The sequence below is a fragment of the Psychromonas sp. KJ10-5 genome (genome assembly GCF_055808325.1).
On the sequence record NZ_CM147864.1, the window covers coordinates 1,960,586 to 1,985,456 of the forward strand.

Below are 24,871 nucleotides of genomic sequence, written 5' to 3' on the forward strand. Positions count from 1 at the left end.
TTTAACAGGTCCCCCCAAATATTCAACTTATACAAAAAATGCAATTCTCTGTTGTTCCGTTAAAAAACTCCATGCAATAAAACGACTGATTTTATGGCCTTGTGCCATCTCTACGACTTTAATGTCATGTGCATCACACTGCTTTAATAGCTTCTTAATCGGAGCGACATTTTCACCTTTAGACAATAAACAGGTAAACCAACAGACCTGATCTTTGATGAGCGAGCTTTCCGTGACCATCTGTTTTACAAAGGCAATTTCACCACCAGCACAACTTAACTCATGCGCCTTACCCGCAAAATTTAATTCAGACTTTGCATTGGCAACCGCATTGACTGCTTTTTTACGCAAGTTTTTTTGTTTAAGTTGACTACCTGCAGCAGCATCCTCCATGGATGCATGAAAAGGTGGATTACACAAGGTAAAGGCAAAACGATCTGAGTTTTTTACCATGCCAGTTAAAATATGCTGTTTATTTTTTTGCTGACGTATGATTATTTTTTTACTGATATTTTGATTAGCCTTAACCAATAACGATGCCGTTTTTACCGCAAGGGAATCAATATCTGCGCCGACAAATGACCAATCGTAACTTCGACTTCCTAAAATAGGATAAATACAATTCGCACCGCAACCAATATCCAAGCCTTTTATCTGAGAACCTGTAGGTACTTCATCATGAAAGCTATCACTTAATAGGTCAGCAATATAATGGAGGTAGTCAACCCTCCCAGGAATCGGTGGACATAAGTAACCGTCTGGAATTTGCCAAAAGGTAATGTCGTAAAAATATGCTAATAACGCTTTGTTTAATAACAAGACCGATTGAGGATCACTGAAGTTAATACTTAACTCACCTTTTGGATTGGTGATCACATGAGGTTTCAGTTCAGGGCAAGCTGCCATTAAATTAACAAAGTCGTACTGCCCTTGGTGTAAGTTACGTGGGTGTAAAGTTAGTTTTACTATATTTTTTGTTTTTTCAGTGTTCACAATGGAATCCATGGAATGACGTATAATATAAATAATTGCTTAAAAATCAGTACGGTAATCCACTAATCCACCACTGATATCTAACACTTTCCGCTGATATTCAAACTTAACCATTTGGTGATTAAATTGCGGTGCAAACCAGGCAATAAACGTACGATCTTTCTTTCTAACTTGTTGCACACGGTAAGCTTCTAACTCGCCGAATTTAGTTTTAATCGTCTCTTTACCTTTTAACTCAAAAAAGTAATGTGCAATATCATCCGATGTTTGCATATAAAATTCAAAATCGGTTTGCCCAGATTTGAGCCCTTCGCTAATTTGTAAATTAATGGTATTGAAATCAACAATTGGACCTTCAGGATTACTGTATTCCGTTCGTTCACCATTATTAACAATCACAGAGTTACGACCGTTTTGGTCAAAGTTAGCAGTCATATTAACCGTACTGAAACCACTGCTTTTCCGAAAGAACGCACTACTCAAAAAGCGTTGCTCTTGCTCACTCCAATAAATATCAGATTGTTGATTACCGCCAAATGAAAACAATAAAAATGAAAAGTCGGCATCAGACTCAACCACAACTTGATTGCCAGTCCAATGATACTCTTGCTTCATTTGCCCTATAGACAACCCTTTATAAAAAACATCGTAGGTATAACGTTGATTAGGGGGCGTTTGTTGAATCGAAGTTTGTGCAACTTCATTCTGTTGCTCATTGTTCTCAGAAGCAGCGTTAGCCATTCCTGATAGTGAAAACAATAAACTAAATAAAGTGATATATCGTTTGTTAATCAAGATGATTAACTCCTTTAATAGTGTTGATAATGGTAAAAAGGCCATTACTTCGAGAAGGACTTAGATGGTTTAGTAACCCTAATTGTGCAAATAGTTCATCGCAATCGATTAAAGCAATCTCTTGTGCTGTTTTATTATTAAAGATAATTGTCACAATTCGCATTAATCCTTTTACTACTCGGGTATCACTATCCATGATAAAAGTATAAAGCCCCTGTTGTTCAGAATAAGTTAACCAAGCCTTGCTTTCACAACCTTTTACTTGATTTGATTCTATTTTTAAATGTGCTGGAAAAGGCGTTAATATCTTTCCAAGCTGTATAATTAAACGATACTGAGCATCCCAACTTTTATTCTCTGAGAATGCAGTTTTTAAGTGTTCAAATTGCGTAATAGAGGTTAATTCTTGCACTTTACTGCCCTACCTTTTGTTTCATGTAACCTGAAAATAAAACTAACGCACCACTACTGCCGGTTAGTTCTGCACTTTTGTTATTGTCTTTACCCACCCAAGTGGTCACGACTTCATCTTGGTCAAAACCAACAAACCAACTATCGTTAAGATTATTAGTCGTCCCTGTTTTGCCAGCGAAGTTTTGTCCAGGGTTGCGCCAACGTAAGCTTCTAGCTGTCCCTTCTGTAGTGACTTTATGTAATGCACTTGATAGTTGATTCACCGCTGTACTTGAAAATATTTGTCGCGCTGCAGGGCTACGCTGATACAAGGGAATACCATCACTAGAAACAATAGTACGGATCATAGTCAACGGTTTATAGATACCACGCATACCAATGGGTTGATACATTTGTGCAACTTCAAAGGGAGATAAAGACAAACTTCCCAGTACTAAAGAGGGATAAGCTTTGATTTTTTGCTCTACGCCCATCGCATGTAAACTATCAATGACGTTACTTAAGCCAATTTGCATACCTAGGTTTACTGTAGGGACATTCAAAGAACTCACTAATGCTTGCTCTAAGCTTACTTGCCCACGAAACTTCCGGTCATAATTCTTTGGTCTCCAGCGTTGCCCAGTACTGTTTTTAAGCACAATTTCTTTGTCATTTAAGATATCCGTTAGACTATAACCATTATCTAACGCAGTTAAATACACGGCAGGCTTAACTAAAGAGCCAATAGGTCGACTGGCATCTAATGCTCGATTGAAACCACTAAATTTGACATCTTTACCTGACACTAAGGCGCGGACTTCAGCATATTGACGATCAGTGATCACCATCGCTCCCTGTAGATCATCTTGCCCTTTTTTCTGTACTTTTTTAATGCCACTTTGAATCGCTATTTCAGCATTCTTTTGCGCCAAAGGAGAAATAGAAGTAAAAATTGATAAACCACTTTGCTTACGAATCGAAGCCGGTACATTACTCACTAATTCACGGTTTAATAAACTAACAAAAGCAGGATTCGCACGATTATTTAATGCCTTTGCACCACTTAAATTTAAGGGGCTATTAACCGCAATACGGTATTGTGCTGTATTGATATAGTTATGCTCTAACATTAAGCGTAATACTAAGTCTCGACGGGCTAATGCCCGTTTAGGGTTACGTCTTGGGTTGTAATAGGATGGCCCTTTAATAATAGCCACCAGCAATGCAACTTGCTCAACACGTAATTCATCAATGGGACGAGCAAAATAATAATCACTGGCTAGACCAACACCATATACCCCCGTTGCACCATTTTGAGCAAGATAGACTTCATTTAGGTAAGACTCTAGTATTTTATCTTTACTGTATTTATGGTCGATCAAGACCGCAATATAAGCCTCTTGAAATTTACGCCATAAACTACGCTCCTGTGATAAAAATAGGTTTTTAGCCAACTGTTGCGTCAAGGTACTGCCACCTTGTACTGTTCGTCCTGCTTTCATATTCACCATAAAAGCACGTAAAATGGCAAAGGGTGATACCCCTTGATGATGATAAAATTCGCGATCTTCCATTAATATTAAGGTATTAACTAACAGATCAGGGATCTTTTGAAATGGTACAAACACACGGTCTTGTATCTGTTTACTGTTCAATCTATCTAATAACAAAGGATCTAAACGAAATTCAGCAATCTCCCCTTGTCGCTTATTTAAGCTTGCAATACGATTACCATCAAAAGAGACACTGACAATCGCGGCCGCTTCAGCACGATCAGGAAAGTCGAAAGCACGGCGGTAGATAGTCACTTGATTACCATTCACTGCAAATTGCCCTGCGCTTTCAATCCGTTGTACTGCTCGATAGTTAAGTAATTTCAATTCACTGACTAAAGCGCTTTGTGCTAATGGCTCATTAACTTTCAACAATAATGGGCGAGCATAAAGTGTAGCTGGCAAATCCCATGTTGAACCATCAAGACGGTTTTCCACTTTTTTATCAAAATAGATACCAGCAATAACAATAAAAGCAATAAAAGCCAATGTTGCTTTCCAAGTAAATGACCAAACTGCTTTTAATATACGGTGTTTAAGCGGTGCTTTTATCGGCTTACGCACTGTTTTCTTTCGCGTACTTGTGTTTTTTTTGGCGGTACTTTTTGTTGTGTTGGTTTTAGTATTGGTTTTAGCAGCGGTTTTCGGCTTGTCTACCGTGCCTTTTTTTTGTGGTGTTTTTGCCATAACAGATTTAATTAACTCAATTTAATATAATAGATAATTCAGTGAATAATATTTCACTCATCAATGCGCCGCTCATACTACTTAGTTTATGCGCTGATATCACCCCATAGATAGATGCTTTTTAGTTTTACGTGTAGCAACAGCAGTGGCTGGGTTATCAGGCCAATAATGTTTTGGGTAGCGTCCTTTCATCTCTTTTTGTACTTCCAGATAAGCCCCCACCCAAAATGATTGTAGGTTTTGGGTTAATTGTAATGGTTTCATTGCAGGTGAAAGTAACGCCAGTTGTACTTGAATACGCCCATCTAAAATAGTGGGTGTCTGCGCTTGTCCATACAACTCTTGCATTTTTACTGACAATAAAGGTAATTGCTTATCGCGATATTGCAATTTAATGGCAGAGCCCGTGGGCACGGTAATTGTGACTGGGAAGTCTTTTTCAAATCGTTGTTGTTGTGCCCATGTTAAACGGGATAATAAAGCACTTTTCAGATCAATTTTCTTAAATTGCTCTGGGTGCTGCACATCAATACAAAAAGGGGCTAACCATTGATCTACAGAATCAATTAATGCCTGTTCATTAAATTCGGCAAATTCTGCTAGATGGAATTCACTATATTGTTGAGATGCATAGTTTAATCGCATTAATAAGGCTTTATTCGCATCGCTCCAATATAACATTGATAACCCGACTTGGCGTAGACCATTCAATAACGCTTGTAATTTTTGTTGCTTAGTCACTTTAGCCAACGGCACTTTGTTAAGGGTTATTTTTCCTGACATTAAGCGGCGTTCAGCAATTAGTTTATTTTCTTTTAATGACCAACAAAGATAATCCTCATGGTTTAGGTAATGGGCAAGATGCGCTTTAATATCTATCAAACTCACCGCTGCAGCTTTGAAAATAATGCTATTTGCTCTTTGTTCAGATAAAGCAAGATCGGTCACCACTAACATTTCTTCACCAATTAACGAAGAGTGCGCAGACAAATGAGCCCCAGCACCATTACTGAGTAAATAGTCTTGTTGTTGATTTTGCCCTCGGCATAAGGCGATCCGATCCGGAAAAGCGATAGCTAATAATAATCCACAATACGCGCGCGGTAATTGCGCAGGTGCTTTAGCCGCACATTTTTTCAGTAATACTCGATACTGCTGATTAACTGAATAAGATAGTTTATCCAATGCACTATTAATGTCATCGCTGCTTTTTTCATTACTTTCTATTAATGCAGCCAGTAAACAGGCTAACGCCACTACTCCCGATTCATTTAATGAAGTTTCCAATTGCTTAGCAGCAATCAACATCGCGCCTAAACGAGGACTTAAACCAAAATCAATAATGCGATTACCTAACTGAGTACAACGGCCTCTTTCATCAATTGCATTAAGTTTTTGTAGTAACTGAAGAGCCACTTGTACATTACGTGCATTCGGTTGCGTTAAAAATGGCAGTTGATCAGGATGAGTAACTCCCCAAGCACTTACTTCTAACATTAAATCGGTCAGTTCGCTTTGTATAATGGGCGCTTCGTTTTGCGATCTTAAACGCGTTTCTTTAGACCATAATCGATAACAGGTCCCTGCACTAAGTCGCCCTGCGCGGCCTGCACGTTGTATTGCACTGGCTTCACTGATCATCTGATCTTTTAATTTTCCGATACCCGTATGGGATTGAAATTGAAAACTTCTTTCACGTCCAGAATCAACCACCACTGTGATACCATCAATCGTTAAACTGGTTTCTGCAATATTAGTCGATACCACTATTTTTCGTTTACCCAGTGGTGGAGATTGGATCGCAAGCTGCTGCTCATCTAAACTCAATCGACCATATAAAGGTGCCAACAGCACTGGTAAATGATGTTGTTCAATCCAGGTTTGTAATGCTTGGCAACACTGTAAAATCTCTTTCACGCCAGCAACAAACACCAAAATATTACCACTTTGCTGCTGAAAGGCCTCTTTGACTAACGCGACTAATGCACTTTGTTGCTCAGCTTTGGTACTTAATTTTCCGCTATAATAGATATAATCGATGGGGAAGGCTCGTCCTTCACAGCTAACATAACCGGCATTGGGCAAATGTTGCTGTAAAGCCTGATTGTCTAATGTTGCAGACATTATTAATATACTGAGGTTATCTCGTAGGTTTTCTTGCACATCTAAACAAAAAGCTAATCCTAAGTCCGCATGTAAATTACGCTCATGAAACTCATCAAAAATAACCAAGTCAATCCCCGTGAGCTCAGGATCTTTTTGTAATAAACGAATTAAAATTCCCTCGGTGACTATTTCTAATTGAGTTTCTGCACTAACTTTAGATTCACCTCGTAGACGGTAACCTACTCTCCCACCGACTTTTTCACCAAGCTGTTCGGCTAAATAATAAGCAATGTTACGAGCTGCTAAACGCCTTGGTTCTAGCATGATAATTTTGCCGCTAAAAGCAGCACTATTTAGCAGAGCTAAGGGTAAGAAGGTAGACTTACCAGCACCAGGTGGCGCTTGTAAAATCACTTGTGAATGCACAGTAAGTTGACGCTGTAATTCAGCAAATACTGTTTGAATAGGTAACATAAGATGACAACCCTTAACTACAAAAACCGATACTAGAAATAAATAATAAAAAACAGGGTTATTTAACGCATTGTGAGCAAAATGCAAAAATAAGACCACAACTTCACAATATGTAACTCTTTATTTGACTTTATTAAATATGCTTGCTATAGATACCGCCGAAAAAAAACTGATGCCACTATCTTAGCAAAGTTTGTTCAACCAATTGTTTATATTTATCACCGTTTTAATGCGTTTAAAGATGATTTAAGTTGCATCACTGGAAGGAAAGTTTATGCCTGCTAATACAAGCAAGAAAACACTCGGTATTTTAGCTATTGCTGGAGTGGAGCCATACCAAGAGAAACCTGGCGAAGAGTATATGGGTAAAGAGCAACGCGCACACTTTACTAATATTCTCACAGCTTGGACAACACAACTACGTGAAGAAGTAGACCGCACTGTAGATCACATGAAAGATGAAGCATCTAATTTCCCTGATCCTGTTGACCGTGCTACACAAGAAGAAGAATTCAGCCTAGAACTTCGTGCTCGTGACCGCGAACGTCGTCTGATTAAGAAAATATCAAAAACATTGAAAAAAATAGAAGAAGATGATTTTGGTTTCTGTGAATCTTGTGGTGTAGAAATTGGTATTCGTCGTTTAGAAGCCCGTCCTACTGCTGATTTATGTATCGACTGTAAGACACTTGCCGAAATTAAAGAAAAACAAAGCATTGGTTAATTAATACAATTAACTAAGCTTAAAACGGTTAGCGATTGCTAGCCGTTTTTGTTTATAGAGTATAAAAGATTGGATTCACAAACAGCTACATCTTACATTGGGCGTTTTGCACCTTCCCCCTCCGGCCCTTTGCATTTTGGGTCTTTAGTGGCAGCCGTTGGTAGTTACTTACAAGCTAAATCTCAATACGGACAATGGCAGGTACGCATCGAAGATATCGACCCACCACGTGAAGTAGCGGGTGCCAGTGAAGATATCTTAACAACCTTATTGGCGTATGGTTTACAGTGGGATGGGCCAGTCATCTATCAACACCAACAAAGTGCTAACTATGAGACAGTATTAACCTCATTGATTAATCAAGGCTTATGTTATGCTTGTTGTTGCACTCGAAAAATGATTAAAGAACAAGGTGGTTTGTACCCAGGAACATGTCGCGGCCTTAACAATCCCCTCTGTAATAACGCTCTGCGTATTAATTTACTGTCGATTACTCACAAACCGGCATACTTCGAAGATCAATTGCAGGGTTGCATAACTGTTGCACCATCAGACGTTGAAGACGATTTCATTATTAAACGTAAAGATGGTTTGTATGCTTATAACTTAGCCGTAGTAGTTGACGATATTGAACAAGGCATAACAGAGATTGTACGAGGCTCAGATTTAATCAGTACCACAGGAAAACAGCTGTGTTTGTATCATCTATTAGGTGCAAATAAACCTAATTATGTACATTTACCCGTTGCCGTTTCTTCACCTGGATTAAAACTATCTAAGCAGAATCATGCAACAGCCGTTGATACATTAAACCCAATACCTACATTAAAAAAAGTACTGGATTTTTTAGGTCACCCTGTCCCAAATAATGTCCCACAACAAAGTTGTAGTGATATTTTAAGTTGGGCAATACAACACTGGTCGTTAGATAACGTCCCAAAACAAAGAGAAATTCAAATATAAGTTTAATATTCAGCCCTGTTGAGTTATCTCTTACAGATTTAAATAATTCGATAGATGAATAAATATTAACTAGGTAATGTAGTGTTTATGCGCAGTAAAGGTTATTTAATAAACGCTATAGTAGTGATATATAAATTTAATTTGTTTTTAAGCATCAGCGCACATAAAATAAGCGCACAATTTTTCAGACTAATTCCATCTAAGTAGATGCAGAGGATAGAGCTATTAAACGCTTAAGCAAACTGGTAAAAAAAGTATTTCAAAAAAAGAAAGCAACCGAACAGACTAAATCATTATCACAATATCGCATTCCACGTGAACAACATTCTATTTCACGTTCAGATATTGATGAAAATGCATTAAAGGTTCTTTATCGTTTACATAACGCGGGTTACCGTGCTTTATTAGTGGGTGGCGGCGTGCGCGATCTACTTTTAGGGTTAAAGCCAAAAGATTTTGATATCACTACCGATGCGACACCAGAACAAGTAAAAGCGCTTTTTAGAAATTGTCGTTTAATCGGTCGTCGTTTTCGTTTGGCACATATTCTTTTCGGACGTGAAATCATAGAAGTTGCTACTTTCCGTGGTCACCATGACGAAGCAGAACAAGACAAGCAAAAGGTAAAACAATCACAACAAGGCATGTTATTACGTGATAATGTTTATGGTTCACTAGAAGAAGATGCCGAGCGCCGTGACTTTACTGTCAATGCACTGTATTACGACATTGCAGACTTTTCGCTTTACGATTTCTGTGGCGGTATGGATGACTTAGCGCAGCGCCGTTTAACTTTAATTGGTGAGCCTGAAGTTCGCTATCGTGAAGATCCTGTACGCATGTTACGTGCCATTCGTTTTGCCGCAAAATTAGATTTATCTATCAGCGATGAGTGCGCAGAGCCAATTCGCCGTTTAGCTTCATTATTGCAAGATATTCCTGCTGCTCGCCACTTTGATGAAGTGATTAAACTTTTATTATCAGGCCAAGGTTTAGACACTTACCGTCTATTAAAAGAATACAAGCTACTACCTGTGTTATTTCCTATCCTATTTAAGGGTGGAGAAGACGATAAAGCGACTAAAATGATTGAACAGGCCTTAATCGATACTGATACACGTATTGCTGAAGGTAAACGAGTTACACCCGCTTATATTTACGCTGTGATGCTTTGGTACCCACTTGAGCAGCGCGCGCAAGAGATGAGCTTTGAAAGCGGGATTGAACTACACGATGCCTTTATGCTGGCAATGAATGAAGTATTGACCATTCAAGTGAAAACCATTGCTATACCTAAACGTTTCACCGCTGCTATTCGCGATATCTGGGTATTACAGCACCGCCTACCGCGGTTTGGTGGCAAACGAGCACAACGCGTTTATGCGCATGAGAAATTCCGTGCGGCCTTTGATTTCCTATCATTAAGAGCCCGTGTAGAGCAAAGTCGAGAGCTTGCTGAATTAACGGCTTGGTGGGAAGAGTACCAACTTCATAACAAGTTGCCTGAGCACAATAATGCGCGCAGCCATACCAATAAAGCAAAAGAATACAAACCGAATGCTGACAGAACAGCTAAAAAGCGTCGTTACAGTAAGCCTAAACGCAAACCAGCTGTGAGTAAAAATAATGATTAGTTACATCGCAATTGGTAGCAATCAAGCAGATCCAATTCAACAAGCTAAACAAGCGATCAGCGCATTGAACAATATTGCAGAAACAAGCTTAATTAGCTGCTCATCTCTGTATTGCAGCGCACCAATGGGCCCACAAGATCAACCTGACTATATCAATGCGGTTGCTGCAATAGACACTAATTTATCTCCAGTTGCTTTATTAGACGCACTGCAAGAAATTGAGCAATCACAAGGAAGGGAACGTAAAGAAGAGCGTTGGGGTCCTAGAACCTTAGACTTAGATATTCTGTTATATGCAGATCAAGTCATTAATGACCAACGCTTAACTATTCCCCACTATGGCATGCAGGATAGAGAATTTGTGCTTTATCCTTTATTTGAAATAGCACCTAAGTTGACCCTCCCCAATGGAACTTCTTTGATCGAGATGCTAAAAGATTGTGATAAAAATGGTCTGACCGCTATTACTGGTTGAATTAATTGATTACCCCAGTAAAATCATCCCCCAATTAAACACTGCTAGTTAGGAGCAATAATGGCTAAAGTAAGCGTTTCTCGTTTAGCTAAAATGAAACAAGAGCAAGAGAAAATTACCTGTATTACCGCGTATGATGCTAGTTTTGCGGCTATTTTTGATCAAGCTGGTATTCAAGTTTTATTAGTAGGTGACTCTCTAGGAATGGTATTACAAGGGCATGACTCTACACTACCTGTTACCGTTGAACATATCGCTTACCATACAGCAGCTGTTGCCAGTACGACTGAAAAATCATTAATCATTGCAGACCTACCTTTTATGTCTTATGCAACCCCAGAACAAGCATATAGCAATGCAGCAACATTAATGCGAGCAGGTGCTAACATGGTAAAACTAGAAGGTGGCGATTGGTTAAATGAATCGGTAATCGGCTTAGTGCAACGTGGTATTCCTGTTTGTGGTCATTTAGGGCTAACCCCTCAATCTGTTAATGTTTTTGGTGGTTATAAAGTACAAGGCCGTGCTGAAGCACAGGCAGACAAATTAGTTGAAGATGCATTAGCACTACAACAAGCTGGTATCCAATTACTCGTATTAGAATGTGTACCTGTAGCACTAGCTGAACGTGTAACAAAAGCGTTACACATTCCAGTTATCGGTATAGGTGCAGGAACAGAAACCGACGGACAAATATTAGTTATGCATGATGCCTTTGGCATTTCAGCAGGCTTCTGCCCTAAGTTCTCTAAGAACTTTTTAGTAGAAACAGGCGATATCCGTCGTGCAGTTGAACTATATAAAGAACAAGTAGAAAATAAAATATTCCCTGGTGCAGAGCATAGCTTTTATTAACACCAGCACCCTACTTAATGACGTAACGTATCAGTAAGAGTTAACAATGCAAGTAATCCAAGATCCTAAGCTATTGCGTATGGCAATACGTAATATCAAACAGCAGGGACAGCAAGTTAGTTTTATTCCAACTATGGGTAACCTACACCAAGGTCATTTAACCCTAGTTAAAGAAGGCCAACAACATGCAGATGTTTCTGTCGTCAGCATTTTTGTTAATCCATTGCAGTTTAACAATGCCAATGATTTAGCAAACTATCCTAAAACACTCGAAGAAGACTGTGCAAAACTACAACAAGCTGGGGTGGATATAGTATTCACGCCGTCTGCAGAAGTGATTTATCCAAATGGTTTAAATGCACAAACGTTTGTTGAAGTGCCTGGTGTATCGGATTGTTTAGAGGGTGAATTACGCCCAGGTCACTTTCGAGGTGTAAGTACCATAGTGGCTAAGCTATTTAATCTAGTACAACCTGATGTCGCCTGCTTTGGCGAAAAAGACTTTCAACAATTATGTGTGATTAAACAAATGGTCACAGATTTAGCGATGCCAATTGAGATCATTCCAGTACCGACTGTGCGTGAACCATCTGGGTTAGCGATGAGTTCTCGTAATGGTAAACTCTCAGCAAATGAAAAGTTAATTGCACCTAAAATTGCCGAAGTAATGAATCAACTGGGTCTACAGCTACCGCATAAGTGGGGGAGCTATAAACAACTGATTAAAGATGCTAGTCAAACGCTGGATCACTTAGGTTTTAAAACCGATAAAATTCATGTTGTAGACCCAATAACATTAGCGCCTTTGACTGCCGACAGTAAACAAGCTGTTGTGTTGATGGCAGCTTTCTTAGGAGAAACACGCTTAATTGACAACCTTATTGTTGATTTGCACCCTTAAAGTTTTTACTTTATAGTCGCCCTATTGAAAAAACAGACACATTTTAAATTTTAAAATTAAAGGTTTTGTATGAAAAAGACACTGCTAACAGGCAAGTTGCACCAAGCTCGCATTACTCACGCTGAATTAAATTATGAAGGTTCATGTGCAATCGATCAGGACCTTCTTGAGCAAGCCGGTATTTTAGAATACGAGCAAATCGAAATTTACAATATCGAAAACGGTGCTCGCTTCTCTACCTATGCAATCGTAGGTGAGCGTGGTTCAAAAATCATTTCAGTTAACGGTGCAGCTGCACGCCAAGCTTGTGTAGGTGATCGTGTAATAATCTGTACTTACGCAGCTTTAGAAGCAGAAGAAATTGCAAGCCACAAACCAAGCCTAGTTTACTTGGACAAAGACAATAACATAGTTCGTACAAGTAAAGACGTACCTATTCAAGTTGCTTAATCTGACGCCATAAGTCATTAAGTATAGAGGCCGTTAACATTGATTGTTAACGGCCTTTTTTATTCCTCTCATAACTCATCTACTTATCCTCTTCCCTTTTTATCGGATCAACCGCAATAATGTGCTAACGTTAATAATAGGTATATTTATAAAGCAGAGGGATGAGCATGAAAATCGTTATCGCACCTGATTCGTATAAAGAAAGTTTAACTGCCAAACAAGTTTGCATCGCTATTGAAACCGGTTTTAAGAGAGTCTTTCCTGACGCACAATATGTATTAGTGCCGGTCGCAGATGGCGGTGAAGGTACTGTTCAATCATTAGTTGATGCTACTCAAGGACAAGTTAATAACCTACCAGTCACCGGGCCTATCGGTAAAGCCGTTGATGCTTTTTATGGTCTATTAGGTGATGACTCTAATACTGCTGTTATTGAAATGGCCGCAGCCAGTGGCTTACACCACGTACCAGAACACGCAAGAGATCCAAAAGTCACCTCGAGTTATGGTACAGGAGAGTTAATTAAAGCAGCTTTAAATGATGGTGCCCAAAGAATAATTATTGGATTAGGTGGCAGCGCGACCAATGATGGCGGTATGGGTATGATGAGCGCCTTAGGCGTTCGCTTCTTAGATGAAAACAACCAAGTCATTACTGCTAATGGTGCAGGGTTACAAGATATCGCAAAAATAGATATAGATGAAATGGACCCTCGTCTTCAAGCCTGTGAAGTGTTAGTTGCCTGTGATGTTGATAACCCTTTATGTGGTGAGCGTGGTGCCACACATGTTTTTGGCCCTCAAAAAGGGGCAACTGAGCAGGATATCGAACTCTTAGATAAGGCCTTACTTCATTATGGCCAATGCATACAACAACAACTCTCTATAAATGTATTAGAAACTGCTGGTTCAGGAGCTGCTGGCGGCATGGGAGCAGCACTAATGGCTTTTGCTAAGGCAACTTTAAAGCCTGGCATAGAGTTAGTGTTAGAAGCGGTTAAATTAAGCGAAGATATGAAACAGGCTGATTTAGTGATCACCGGTGAAGGCCGCATTGATCATCAAACAGTTTTTGGTAAAACACCTATGGGTGTGGCCAAGGTTGCCAAACAATTTTCTATTCCAGTAATAGGTATCGCTGGTAGTTTAGGAAAGGACCATCAAGCCGTGTATGAATGTGGAATAGATGCAGTGTTTGCTGCAGTCCCCGGTGCAATGACATTACAACAAGCCTTTGCTGACGCCAAAGTTAACGTTGAAAACGTCGCAGAAAATGTTGCTCAGCTATGGGCGCTAAAAAGTTAATAAATAATGATGCTGTGTGAAACTGATTTTACATAGCATCAATAAAAATCTATTATTTTTGGGCTTTGTTAAATACTGAAGAATATATGGATTTAAAATATTGGCGACGTTCACTTAACAAAATAAAACACAACGCAAAGTAAATGCTTGGCTCTATCACGCCAGATTTTACTGACCAATAGTAATGAACAGTACCCAAAATTAACGCCACATAAACCCATCTATGCAAGGTAAACCAAGCTTGCTTCATGCTACGTCTGATGGCGTTAATAGAAGTAATACTCAATAATAAAAGGATTGTTCCTGCTGCCATGCCTAACGTTAGATAAGGACGTTTAATAGTTTCTTCTATTAATAAACCCACTTTCCAGTTTAACTCTAACCAAAGAAATGCAGTAAAATGTAAACAGATCCAAGCAAAACTATATAACCCCAGCACCCTTTTTAACCTTAATAATAAAGGTTGCTTAAAACGCTTAGCAAGAGGCGTAATAGCGAGTGTAATCAATAGGTAATTCAACCCAGTTTTACCAAGAAAGTGAATCATCTCTTTAACAGGATCTGCCCCTAAGCGATTACTATCAATCAGTATATAAAAATATAACAAAGTAGATAATGATGCTAAATGAATAATCGCTTTCAGTAAGGTAATCGCTAATGGCGGAATCTTAGACATCTATATAATCAACCGCTATTAAAAGTAACGAGACAAGTTAATGCCTTTATACAAATCAGCCACTTCTTCTTCATAGCCATTAAACATCAAAGTCGGTTTTCTTGATTGTTGGAAAACATTACCTTCTCCAATAAAGCGCTCTGTCGCCTGACTCCAACGGGGATGATCTACATTAGGGTTCACATTAGCAAAGAAGCCATATTCATCAGGCCCAATCGCTTGCCAGGTATTAATAGGCGCTTTATCGGTCACAGTAATTTTAACTACTGACTTGATACTTTTGAAACCATACTTCCATGGCACGACTAAACGAATCGGAGCGCCATTTTGTGGTGCTAATGTTTTACCATATAATCCTACAGACATAAGCACTAATGGATTCATCGCTTCAGCAATCGTTAACCCTTCCACATAAGGGAAATTAATACTTCCCCCTACAAATCGAGACTTTTGACCACGCATCTGTTCAGGATCATAGACTGTTTCAAAACGAACGAATTTAGCATTTGATTTAATACCAGCCTGTTTTAATAAGCTTGCTAAGGTAAACCCTAACCAAGGAATATTCATCGACCAGGCTTCTACACAGCGCATACGGTACAAGCGCTCTTCGATTTCAAATTTCTTTAATAGATCTTCATAGTTTAAGGTAATAGGGTTATCAACAAGCCCATCAATGGTTAGCGACCATGGATCAACTTTGAATTGTTGACCATATTCTGCTGGGTCTCCTTTACCGGTACCAAATTCATAGAAGTTGTTATATTCAAGGACTTTACTTTCTGGGGTCAAGCTAGTTAATGACTGGAAGTGAGTATTTTTTGTAAAGCTTAAAGGCGTCCTTTGAAAAGTAGCATTTTCGCTTGCTTCACTACTGTTAGCGGTAAAGATATCAAAAACACCAGCGCTTGCCGTTTTAGCAAAGGGTAAAGATAAAGCGGCAAGCCCCAATCCTTTCATTATATTTCGGCGCTCTTTATAAACCGACTCACTCGTTATTTGCGATTCTTTTAACTGTGATTTTTTAGTGTGTTTGATAAGCATATCTTTTCCTCACTTAATTGAATCAAGATAGACCTATAAAACACACATAATATTTCAATTAATTACAGGTATCTTATAAATCTGATAATAATCTAAGAGACTGCTGCCCGCTTGCCCAGTATTTTCTTTCAAAAGGAGTAATAGCTTGGTTAGCCCTATATACATCGATATGACTTTCAACATTCGCCAATGATAACGCCCTTTGAAACTCTTCAACGTAGGTAAACCAGTTACTTCTCAAGTCCAATTTTCCACCTAACTTAATAATAGAAGGAAACACTGCACTACCATGCCAGCGACGTTGTAAATGCTTCGCCTTTGGCCATGGGTTTGGGTAAAGCAGATAATGGTGTGACAATGTCCATTCAGCTTCTACGGCTAAGCGCCAAAAATCATTTAGGTTAACTTGTAATAAACGATAGTTATCTAAGGTTTGGATCACTTGTTCATTATCACTTGGATGTTTTGATAATCTGTCAGCTGATTTGTCCATACCTAGCACAATTGCTTCAGGATGCGCATTAGCAATATGAAAAGTGCTTTCGCCCACACCACAACATGAGTCAAAAATAATCGGCTTACCTTGTTGCTCAACCCACTTCTCGACCTCTTTAAAAGCTTCTAAGGTATGTGTTTGGTAAGGCTTTTTAAAATCATGTTGTAAGTGCTTTAACACCACCTCATCGAGCTTTTCATTTAGACCTTGTTGATTGGATGTGATAACTCTTGAATCACCCGTAATATCAATCATGTACGTACACCTATGCCTTTTTGTAGAAGAATATAAAGAAGAGAGTAAGTGACTGTTATAAAGCTAAATATCACTACAAATGACCATATAATCGGCACATCAGACACACCTAAAAAACCGTAACGAAATGCATTAATCATATAAAACACAGGATTAAAGTGTGAAACACCTTGCCAAAAATCAGGCAGTAAAGATATTGAATAGAATACACCGCCAAGATAGGTTAAAGGCGTTAAAACAAAAGTAGGGATAATACTAATATCATCAAATGTTTTAGCGAATACTGCATTTAACAAACCACCTAAGGAAAATAAAATAGAGGTACATAAAACACTCACAATCAATACAAAGATATTATGAATGTGCAAATCAACGAAGAATAGGGAAACTAGGGTTACAATGAATCCAACCATTAACCCTCGAGCAACACCGCCCCCCATATACCCCAAAATAATAAGATAATTTGGCACAGGAGCAACTAATAACTCTTCAATATTATGTTGTAATTTAGCACTAAAAAATGATGATGCGACATTAGAATAAGAGTTAGTAATCACCGACATCATGATCAAGCCAGGTACAATAAACGCCATATAACTAAAGCCATTCATTTCACCAATACGAGAACCTATTAAATTACCAAAGATAATAAAATATAAAGACATAGTGATTGCAGGTGGTACTAAAGTTTGTACCCAAATACGTAAAAACCGATTTGTTTCCTTTCTCCAAATACTTTTGACTGCGGTTAAATATTGTTTATTTAGCATCAATAACTCCATTTTTCACTAACTCTAAGAATAACTCTTCTAAACGGTTAGATTTATTTCTTAAACTATTTACAGCAATGTCATACTCAGTTAACAAAGCAAATACTTGATTCAGTGATTGTGACTTTGGCAGCTCTAACTCTAAGGTACTGTCATCAATAGCCGTTAAGTTAAACTCATTACTACTTGGTAATTCGCTAAAATGCTCAACATCTAAAATAAAAGTTTCATTATCTAAACGACTCAATAACTCTTTCATACTCGTATTAATCACTAATTCACCTTGATTAATAATACCGATATTTCGACATAAGTTTTCAGCTTCTTCTAAGTAGTGAGTGGTTAAAATAATCGTCACACCTTGTTGATTAAGCTCAGTTAAAAATGTCCACATTGAGCGCCTTAACTCAATATCAACACCTGCAGTAGGCTCATCTAAAATTAACAACCTAGGTTGATGCATTAATGCTCTGGCGATCATCAAACGACGTTTCATACCGCCAGATAACTCTCGTGCAGGTTCGTTACGTTTTTCCCATAAATCTAACTGCTTTAAGTATCTTTCTGCCCTGACAAAAGCTTCTTTACGGGGAGTACCATAATAACCAGCTTGATTAACTAATATTTGTAAAGGTGGTTCAAATTGATTGAAGTTAAACTCTTGTGGCACCAAACCAATTTGGCTTTTAGCTTGTTCGAGTTGGATGTCTAAGTCGTAGCCAAAGATATTCACTTTGCCAGAACTTTTATTAACTAACGAAGATATAATACCAATGGTGGATGACTTTCCTGCCCCATTAGGTCCCAGCAAAGCATAAAAATCACCTTCTTTAACCTGTAAAGAAACCCCTTTTAAAGCCGTAACACCGCCCTTATAGGTTTTGGTTATATTGTGAAGTTCAATTGCATTCATAACAATAAAGCCTTAATCAGTATTCACTCAAGTAATGAAATATAAGAAACATTACTGAATAAACAGAGTAAAAAATAAGGCAAGAATTGTAACATAAACTTACCCCCTACTAAGTGATTCTTAAGCGTAAACGAATAAACAATTACTGACAGTACAATAACAAGGGCAGTGGAACGCATTGCCTAAGATGACAGGATTAGTCTTACAGATACTGAACGAATTAGGTCACAGTGAACAAACCAAGCTTAATATTGAGATTCTGGCCGAGTTAGGCGACAGCAATTAAACAAAGCTTAATATAAGGGCCGCTTGGCTTTAGCCTAGTTGTTTTGGACTTAGGCTTTTGATTTACTCAATCCCATGTTGGATCGTTTATTCCTAGGGACTAATCGTCGAATACGATGATTAACTGCGATTAACCAATCAACACTTCATAAGTAACCCGAAATCAACACAAACAACTGCAGGCTGAAGCCAGCGCCCCTTAAAAGATGTGTCGTCAATTGATATATAAATAACGATAAACTCAGATATAGTTGAATTTTGAACATAAAAAAACCCTGTCGATATTAATCAACAGGGTTCGTTTAATGAGTCGCTTGGCGATGAGAAGTCGTCGCAGAGCTCCTCCACTCGTGGGCCATCGCTGTCGCGGATCCACCAGGGCACGCGGAGCTTAGCCCGCTCATAAACCGATACTGGCGTATCATTCGCCCCTAGCTATCACACATAAGGTTGGCCACTACGTGGCGCTTATTTATCCCATGCTCAAGTCGCTATAAAACCAACAGCCAATAACGAAAAAATCCCTGCTGACATAGTCAACAGGGATTGTTCGAATTAGGCGCTTGGCGATGAAAAGTCGTCGCGGAGCTCCTCTGCTCGTGTGCCTTGCCTCTCGGCAAACTCACCCTACTTTCAACGTAGGTCATCATAAATCAACAAACATAAAAAAACCCTGTCGATGTTAATCAACAGGGTTCGTTTAATTAGGCGCTTGGCGATGACCTACTTTCACATGGGGAGACCCCACACTATCATCGGCGCAGCTGCGTTTCACTTCTGAGTTCGGCAAGGGATCAGGTGGTACCACAGCGCTATGGCCGCCAAGCATAAAATTTAATTAGGAAAGTGACAGTCTAATGTTCTTTAGTCGTTCTGTATAATCGTAGCAGTTATGTAAATACGCTATCACAAGCGTTATATTTTAATGTCTTCTTTGACAATCTTGGTTAACAGCAACACTACTTAGGTGTTGTATGGTTAAGCCTCACGGGTAATTAGTACAAGTTAGCTCAATACGTTACCGCACTTACACACCTTGCCTATCAACGTTGTAGTCTCCAACGGCCCTTTAGGGAACTTAAAGTTCCAGTGAGAACTCATCTTGAGGCTCGCTTCCCGCTTAGATGCTTTCAGCGGTTATCGATTCCGAACGTAGCTACCGGGCAATGCTATTGGCATAACAACCCGAACACCAGCGGTTCGTCCACTCCGGTCCTCTCGTACTAGGAGCAGCTCCTCTCAATTCTCAAACGCCCACGGCAGATAGGGACCGAACTGTCTCACGACGTTCTAAACCCAGCTCGCGTACCACTTTAAATGGCGAACAGCCATACCCTTGGGACCGACTTCAGCCCCAGGATGTGATGAGCCGACATCGAGGTGCCAAACACCGCCGTCGATATGAACTCTTGGGCGGTATCAGCCTGTTATCCCCGGAGTACCTTTTATCCGTTGAGCGATGGCCCTTCCATTCAGAACCACCGGATCACTATGACCTACTTTCGTACCTGCTCGACGTGTCTGTCTCGCAGTTAAGCTGGCTTATACCATTGTACTAACCTCACGATGTCCGACCGTGATTAGCCAACCTTCGTACTCCTCCGTTACTCTTTGGGAGGAGACCGCCCCAGTCAAACTACCCACCAAACAGTGTCCCAAACCCCGATTCAGGGGCCATGGTTAGAACTCAAAACATACAAGGGTGGTATTTCAAGGTTGGCTCCACCGCATCTGGCGACGCGGTTTCAAAGCCTCCCACCTATCCTACACATGTAGGCTCTAAGTTCACTGCTAAGCTATAGTAAAGGTTCACGGGGTCTTTCCGTCTAGCCGCGGGTACACAGCATCTTCACTGCGATTTCAACTTCACTGAGTCTCGGGTGGAGACAGCATGGCCATCATTACGCCATTCGTGCAGGTCGGAACTTACCCGACAAGGAATTTCGCTACCTTAGGACCGTTATAGTTACGGCCGCCGTTTACCGGGGCTTCGATCAATAGCTTCGACCTAAGTCTAACCACATCAATTAACCTTCCGGCACCGGGCAGGCGTCACACCCTATACGTCATCTTACGATTTAGCAGAGTGCTGTGTTTTTAATAAACAGTTGCAGCCATCTGGTATCTTCGGCCCCCAACAGCTTAGAGAGCAAGTCTCATCACCGTCAAGGGCGTACCTTCTCCCGAAGTTACGGTACCATTTTGCCTAGTTCCTTCACCCGAGTTCTCTCAAGCGCCTTGGTATTCTCTACCTGACCACCTGTGTCGGTTTGGGGTACGATCCTTATATTTCTGAAGCTTAGAGACTTTTCCTGGAAGTATGGCATCAATGACTTCACTACCTTAGTAGCTCGACATCGAGTCTCAGCGTTAATAGAAATCCGGATTTACCTAAATCTCCCGCCTACACTCTTGAACCTGGACAACCATCGCCAGGCCCACCTAGCCTTCTCCGTCCTCCCATCGCAAAATATAAGGGTACGGGAATATTAACCCGTTTCCCATCGACTACGCCTTTCGGCCTCGCCTTAGGGGTCGACTCACCCTGCCCCGATTAACGTTGGACAGGAACCCTTGGTCTTCCGGCGGGGAGGTTTTTCACCCCCCTTATCGTTACTCATGTCAACATTCGCACTTCTGATACCTCCAGGATGGTTTACACCTTTCCCTTCGACGGCTTACAGAACGCTCCTCTACCACGCGTATAAATACGCGTCCGCAGCTTCGGTGATATGTTTAGCCCCGTTAAATCTTCCGCGCAGGCCGACTCGACTAGTGAGCTATTACGCTTTCTTTAAAAGATGGCTGCTTCTAAGCCAACTTCCTAGCTGTCTAAGCCTTCCCACATCGTTTCCCACTTAACATATACTTTGGGACCTTAGCTGGCGGTCTGGGTTGTTTCCCTTTCCACGACGGACGTTAGCACCCGCCGTGTGTCTCCCATGATTGCACTTGTTGGTATTCGGAGTTTGCAAAGGGTTGGTAAGTCGGGATGACCCCCTAGCCTTAACAGTGCTCTACCCCCAACAGTGATACATGAGGCGCTACCTAAATAGCTTTCGAGGAGAACCAGCTATCTCTTGGTTTGATTGGCCTTTCACCCCCAGCCACAAGTCATCCCCTAATTTTTCAACATTAGTGGGTTCGGTCCTCCAATTGATGTTACTCAATCTTCAACCTGCTCATGGCTAGATCACCAAGTTTCGGGTCTAATCCCAGCAACTATTCGCCCAGTTAAGACTCGGTTTCCCTACGGCTCCCCTAAATGGTTAACCTTGCTACTAAAATTAAGTCGTTGACCCATTATACAAAAGGTACGCAGTCACGGAATAAATCCGCTCCTACTGCTTGTACGTACACGGTTTCAGGTTCTATTTCACTCCCCTCACAGGGGTTCTTTTCGCCTTTCCCTCACGGTACTGGTTCACTATCGGTCAATTAGGAGTATTTAGCCTTGGAGGATGGTCCCCCCATATTCAATCAGGATTTCTCGTGTCCCGACTTACTCGTTTTCACTGTAAAGAAGTTTTTGTGTACGGGACTATCACCCTGTACCGTGGCACTTTCCAGAGCCTTCCACTAACTTTTAAACAGCTTAAGGGCTGTTCCGATTTCGCTCGCCGCTACTTTCGGAATCTCGGTTGATTTCTTTTCCTAAGGGTACTTAGATGTTTCAGTTCCCCTCGTTTGCTTCGCTATGCTATGTATTCACATAACGATGACACTAAGTGCCGGGTTGCCCCATTCGGAAATTCCAGGATATAACGCTTGTTATCAACTCCCCTGGACTTATCGCAGATTACCACGTCCTTCATCGCCTCTAATTGCCTAGGCATCCACCGTGCACGCTTATTCACTTAACCATACAACACCTAAGAAGTGTCATTAAGCAATTTATATGATGTTAAAAACATCCTAAATTGCATAAATACGCAACTGGGTTGCTGTATGTTGTTTCCAAGACGCTTGCGACTCTCATATTTACATATGAAAAACGTTTACGTTTTTCGTGCACCTAACACTCAAAAGAGTGTGTAGATACGTACTCATTACATTTGCATGTAATGTGCATTTTATTTTTGCTTGATTACAACATTAAAACCGAAGTTTTAATATTGAGAACTCGTTTAATTCATCGTAATGAATTAAACATTTCGTTTTATTTATCACACCAATCAACACCGAAGTGTCATTGTTTTTGTGCGATAAATAAGAACATTTATCAGCTTTCCTAATTGTTAAAGAGCAGTGTTAAAAAACACTTTATAAATTTTTCTATTTATAGAGTATCTTTCGCTAGATAGTGTTGGTATCCCCAAGGGGATTTGAACCCCTGTTACCGCCGTGAAAGGGCGGTGTCCTAGGCCTCTAGACGATGGGGACCCGGAACTATTTTTGCGCTTTATCATTCTAATCAAACAATCTGTGTGGGCACTCATTATTACTTGCGCCAATGTACCTAAGTACAAAGGATGTGTTTCTTTACGTAAGGAGGTGATCCAGCCCCAGGTTCCCCTAGGGCTACCTTGTTACGACTTCACCCCAGTCATGAACCACACCGTGGTCATCGCCATCCCGAAGGTTAAGCTAATGACTTCTGGTGCAGCCCACTCCCATGGTGTGACGGGCGGTGTGTACAAGGCCCGGGAACGTATTCACCGTGGCATTCTGATCCACGATTACTAGCGATTCCAACTTCACGGAGTCGAGTTGCAGACTCCGATCCGGACTACGACAAACTTTAGGAGATTCGCATACCATCGCTGGTTAGCAGCCCTTTGTATTTGCCATTGTAGCACGTGTGTAGCCCATCCCGTAAGGGCCATGATGACTTGACGTCGTCCCCACCTTCCTCCGGTTTATCACCGGCAGTGTCCCTAGAGTTCCCGGCATAACCCGCTGGCAAATAAGGATAAGGGTTGCGCTCGTTGCGGGACTTAACCCAACATTTCACAACACGAGCTGACGACAGCCATGCAGCACCTGTCTCAGAGTTCCCGAAGGCACTCATCTATCTCTAGGTGATTCTCTGGATGTCAAGGGATGGTAAGGTTCTTCGCGTTGCATCGAATTAAACCACATGCTCCACCGCTTGTGCGGGCCCCCGTCAATTCATTTGAGTTTTAACCTTGCGGCCGTACTCCCCAGGCGGTCTATTTAATGCGTTAGCTTTGAATCCCACGGCATATAGCCACAAAATTCTAATAGACATCGTTTACTGCGTGGACTACCGGGGTATCTAATCCCGTTTGCTCCCCACGCCTTCGCGCCTCAGCGTCAGTTATTGTCCAGGTGGCCGCCTTCGCCACTGGTATTCCTTCAGATCTCTACGCATTTCACCGCTACACCTGAAATTCTACCACCCTCTACAAAACTCTAGTTAACCAGTTTCAAATGCAGTTCCAAGGTTGAGCCCTGGGATTTCACATCTGACTTAATTAACCGCCTACGCGCGCTTTACGCCCAGTAATTCCGATTAACGCTCGCACCCTCCGTATTACCGCGGCTGCTGGCACGGAGTTAGCCGGTGCTTCTTCTGCGAGTAACGTCACAGCTGCACTCTATTAAAGTACAACCTTTCCTCCTCGCTGAAAGTGCTTTACAACCCGAAAGCCTTCTTCACACACGCGGCATGGCTGCATCAGGCTTTCGCCCATTGTGCAATATTCCCCACTGCTGCCTCCCGTAGGAGTCTGGACCGTGTCTCAGTTCCAGTGTGGCTGGTCATCCTCTAAGACCAACTAGGGATCGTCGCCTTGGTAAGCCATTACCTTACCAACTAGCTAATCCCACTTGGGCTACTCTTATGGCGTGAGGCCCGAAGGTCCCCCACTTTGATCCGGAGATGTTATGCGGTATTAGCAGTCGTTTCCAACTGTTGTCCCCCACCATAAGGCATATTCCCAAGCATTACTCACCCGTCCGCCACTCGTCAGCAAAGTAGCAAGCTACTTTCTGTTACCGTTCGACTTGCATGTGTTAAGCCTGCCGCCAGCGTTCAATCTGAGCCATGATCAAACTCTTCAATTTAAAGTTTAATTTGCAACCTAAGTTGCGACTCAATATTACTGACTAAAACTATGTACCTAAGTACAATGTTATTCTGAATTAATGAATTAATTCGT

General features: G+C 40.8%; 18 protein-coding genes, 1 tRNA gene and 3 rRNA genes. 8 read left to right on the top strand and 14 right to left on the bottom strand.

Annotated features, from left to right (window positions below):
* Positions 1-27 precede the first annotated feature (27 nt).
* The 5 genes from rlmF to hrpB form a co-directional block, all read right to left on the bottom strand.
* A complete protein-coding gene (gene rlmF, locus AC0L3W_RS08740) occupies positions 28-993 on the bottom strand; it encodes a 23S rRNA (adenine(1618)-N(6))-methyltransferase RlmF (protein ID WP_409439158.1) in 966 nt (321 codons plus the stop codon).
* Positions 994-1,032: 39 nt separating this feature from the next.
* Entirely contained in the window at positions 1,033-1,788 is a 756-nt protein-coding gene (locus AC0L3W_RS08745; protein WP_409439157.1) for a DUF3108 domain-containing protein, read from the bottom strand.
* Complete coding sequence (locus AC0L3W_RS08750) at positions 1,781-2,200, bottom strand: SufE family protein (protein ID WP_409439156.1); 420 nt, start codon at positions 2,198-2,200, stop codon at positions 1,781-1,783. The genes AC0L3W_RS08745 and AC0L3W_RS08750 overlap by 8 nt, the downstream gene beginning before the upstream one ends.
* A gap of 1 nt (position 2,201) precedes the next feature.
* Positions 2,202-4,421: a penicillin-binding protein 1B gene (mrcB, locus tag AC0L3W_RS08755; RefSeq protein WP_290041632.1), complete on the bottom strand. Its 2,220-nt coding sequence runs from the start codon at positions 4,419-4,421 to the stop codon at positions 2,202-2,204.
* A gap of 99 nt (positions 4,422-4,520) precedes the next feature.
* Entirely contained in the window at positions 4,521-7,001 is a 2,481-nt protein-coding gene (hrpB, locus tag AC0L3W_RS08760; protein ID WP_409439155.1) for an ATP-dependent helicase HrpB, read from the bottom strand.
* 274 nt (positions 7,002-7,275) lie between these two features.
* Here hrpB and dksA point away from each other — a divergent pair, with 274 nt between their 5' ends.
* The 8 genes from dksA to AC0L3W_RS08800 all read left to right on the top strand — a co-directional run bounded on the left by dksA (position 7,276) and on the right by AC0L3W_RS08800 (position 14,307).
* The gene (gene dksA / locus AC0L3W_RS08765; protein ID WP_113819424.1) at positions 7,276-7,725 is read left to right on the top strand and encodes an RNA polymerase-binding protein DksA; all 450 of its coding nucleotides are present in this window, start codon (positions 7,276-7,278) and stop codon (positions 7,723-7,725) included.
* Positions 7,726-7,794: 69 nt separating this feature from the next.
* Positions 7,795-8,688 (top strand): tRNA glutamyl-Q(34) synthetase GluQRS, encoded by an 894-nt coding sequence (gluQRS, locus tag AC0L3W_RS08770; RefSeq protein WP_409439154.1) that lies wholly within the window; start codon positions 7,795-7,797, stop codon positions 8,686-8,688.
* 242 nt (positions 8,689-8,930) lie between these two features.
* Positions 8,931-10,322 (top strand): polynucleotide adenylyltransferase PcnB, encoded by a 1,392-nt coding sequence (pcnB, locus tag AC0L3W_RS08775; RefSeq protein WP_409440408.1) that lies wholly within the window; start codon positions 8,931-8,933, stop codon positions 10,320-10,322.
* Positions 10,315-10,797 carry a 2-amino-4-hydroxy-6-hydroxymethyldihydropteridine diphosphokinase gene (gene folK / locus AC0L3W_RS08780; protein WP_290041637.1) on the top strand — a complete coding sequence of 161 codons (483 nt, stop codon included), beginning with the start codon at positions 10,315-10,317 and terminating at the stop codon, positions 10,795-10,797. The genes pcnB and folK overlap by 8 nt, the downstream gene beginning before the upstream one ends.
* 60 nt (positions 10,798-10,857) lie before the next feature.
* A complete protein-coding gene (gene panB, locus AC0L3W_RS08785) occupies positions 10,858-11,652 on the top strand; it encodes a 3-methyl-2-oxobutanoate hydroxymethyltransferase (RefSeq protein ID WP_290041638.1) in 795 nt (264 codons plus the stop codon).
* 46 nt (positions 11,653-11,698) lie between these two features.
* Entirely contained in the window at positions 11,699-12,553 is an 855-nt protein-coding gene (gene panC / locus AC0L3W_RS08790) for a pantoate--beta-alanine ligase (RefSeq protein ID WP_409439153.1), read from the top strand.
* Between the two features lie 69 nt (positions 12,554-12,622).
* Complete coding sequence (panD, locus tag AC0L3W_RS08795; protein ID WP_290041641.1) at positions 12,623-13,003, top strand: aspartate 1-decarboxylase; 381 nt, start codon at positions 12,623-12,625, stop codon at positions 13,001-13,003.
* A 167-nt stretch (positions 13,004-13,170) separates the two neighbouring features.
* Positions 13,171-14,307, top strand: coding sequence for a glycerate kinase (locus tag AC0L3W_RS08800; RefSeq protein ID WP_409439152.1), 1,137 nt, complete (start codon positions 13,171-13,173; stop codon positions 14,305-14,307).
* Positions 14,308-14,359: 52 nt separating this feature from the next.
* Here the strand turns inward: AC0L3W_RS08800 and AC0L3W_RS08805 are convergent, their stop codons facing one another.
* The 9 genes from AC0L3W_RS08805 to AC0L3W_RS08845 all read right to left on the bottom strand — a co-directional run bounded on the left by AC0L3W_RS08805 (position 14,360) and on the right by AC0L3W_RS08845 (position 24,776).
* Positions 14,360-14,983 (bottom strand): protein-methionine-sulfoxide reductase heme-binding subunit MsrQ, encoded by a 624-nt coding sequence (locus AC0L3W_RS08805; RefSeq protein WP_290041644.1) that lies wholly within the window; start codon positions 14,981-14,983, stop codon positions 14,360-14,362.
* A gap of 18 nt (positions 14,984-15,001) precedes the next feature.
* A complete protein-coding gene (gene msrP / locus AC0L3W_RS08810) occupies positions 15,002-16,027 on the bottom strand; it encodes a protein-methionine-sulfoxide reductase catalytic subunit MsrP (protein ID WP_409439151.1) in 1,026 nt (341 codons plus the stop codon).
* 73 nt (positions 16,028-16,100) lie between these two features.
* On the bottom strand, positions 16,101-16,778 hold the full coding sequence (gene trmB, locus AC0L3W_RS08815; protein WP_409439150.1) for a tRNA (guanine(46)-N(7))-methyltransferase TrmB: 678 nt from the start codon (positions 16,776-16,778) through the stop codon (positions 16,101-16,103).
* Positions 16,775-17,548 (bottom strand): ABC transporter permease, encoded by a 774-nt coding sequence (locus tag AC0L3W_RS08820; protein ID WP_409439149.1) that lies wholly within the window; start codon positions 17,546-17,548, stop codon positions 16,775-16,777. The genes trmB and AC0L3W_RS08820 overlap by 4 nt, the downstream gene beginning before the upstream one ends.
* A complete protein-coding gene (locus AC0L3W_RS08825; protein ID WP_409439148.1) occupies positions 17,538-18,461 on the bottom strand; it encodes an ABC transporter ATP-binding protein in 924 nt (307 codons plus the stop codon). Before AC0L3W_RS08825 ends, AC0L3W_RS08820 begins: the two co-directional genes overlap by 11 nt.
* Positions 18,462-19,456: 995 nt before the next feature.
* Positions 19,457-19,572: ribosomal RNA gene (rrf, locus tag AC0L3W_RS08830) — 5S ribosomal RNA — on the bottom strand.
* A gap of 148 nt (positions 19,573-19,720) precedes the next feature.
* A 23S ribosomal RNA gene (locus tag AC0L3W_RS08835) occupies positions 19,721-22,609 on the bottom strand.
* 444 nt (positions 22,610-23,053) lie between these two features.
* Positions 23,054-23,129: transfer RNA gene (locus AC0L3W_RS08840), tRNA-Glu, on the bottom strand.
* A 104-nt stretch (positions 23,130-23,233) separates the two neighbouring features.
* Positions 23,234-24,776 (bottom strand): 16S ribosomal RNA (locus AC0L3W_RS08845).
* The 16S, 23S and 5S rRNA genes sit together here with 1 tRNA gene alongside, the layout of an rRNA operon.
* Between the last annotated feature and the right edge of the window lie 95 nt (positions 24,777-24,871).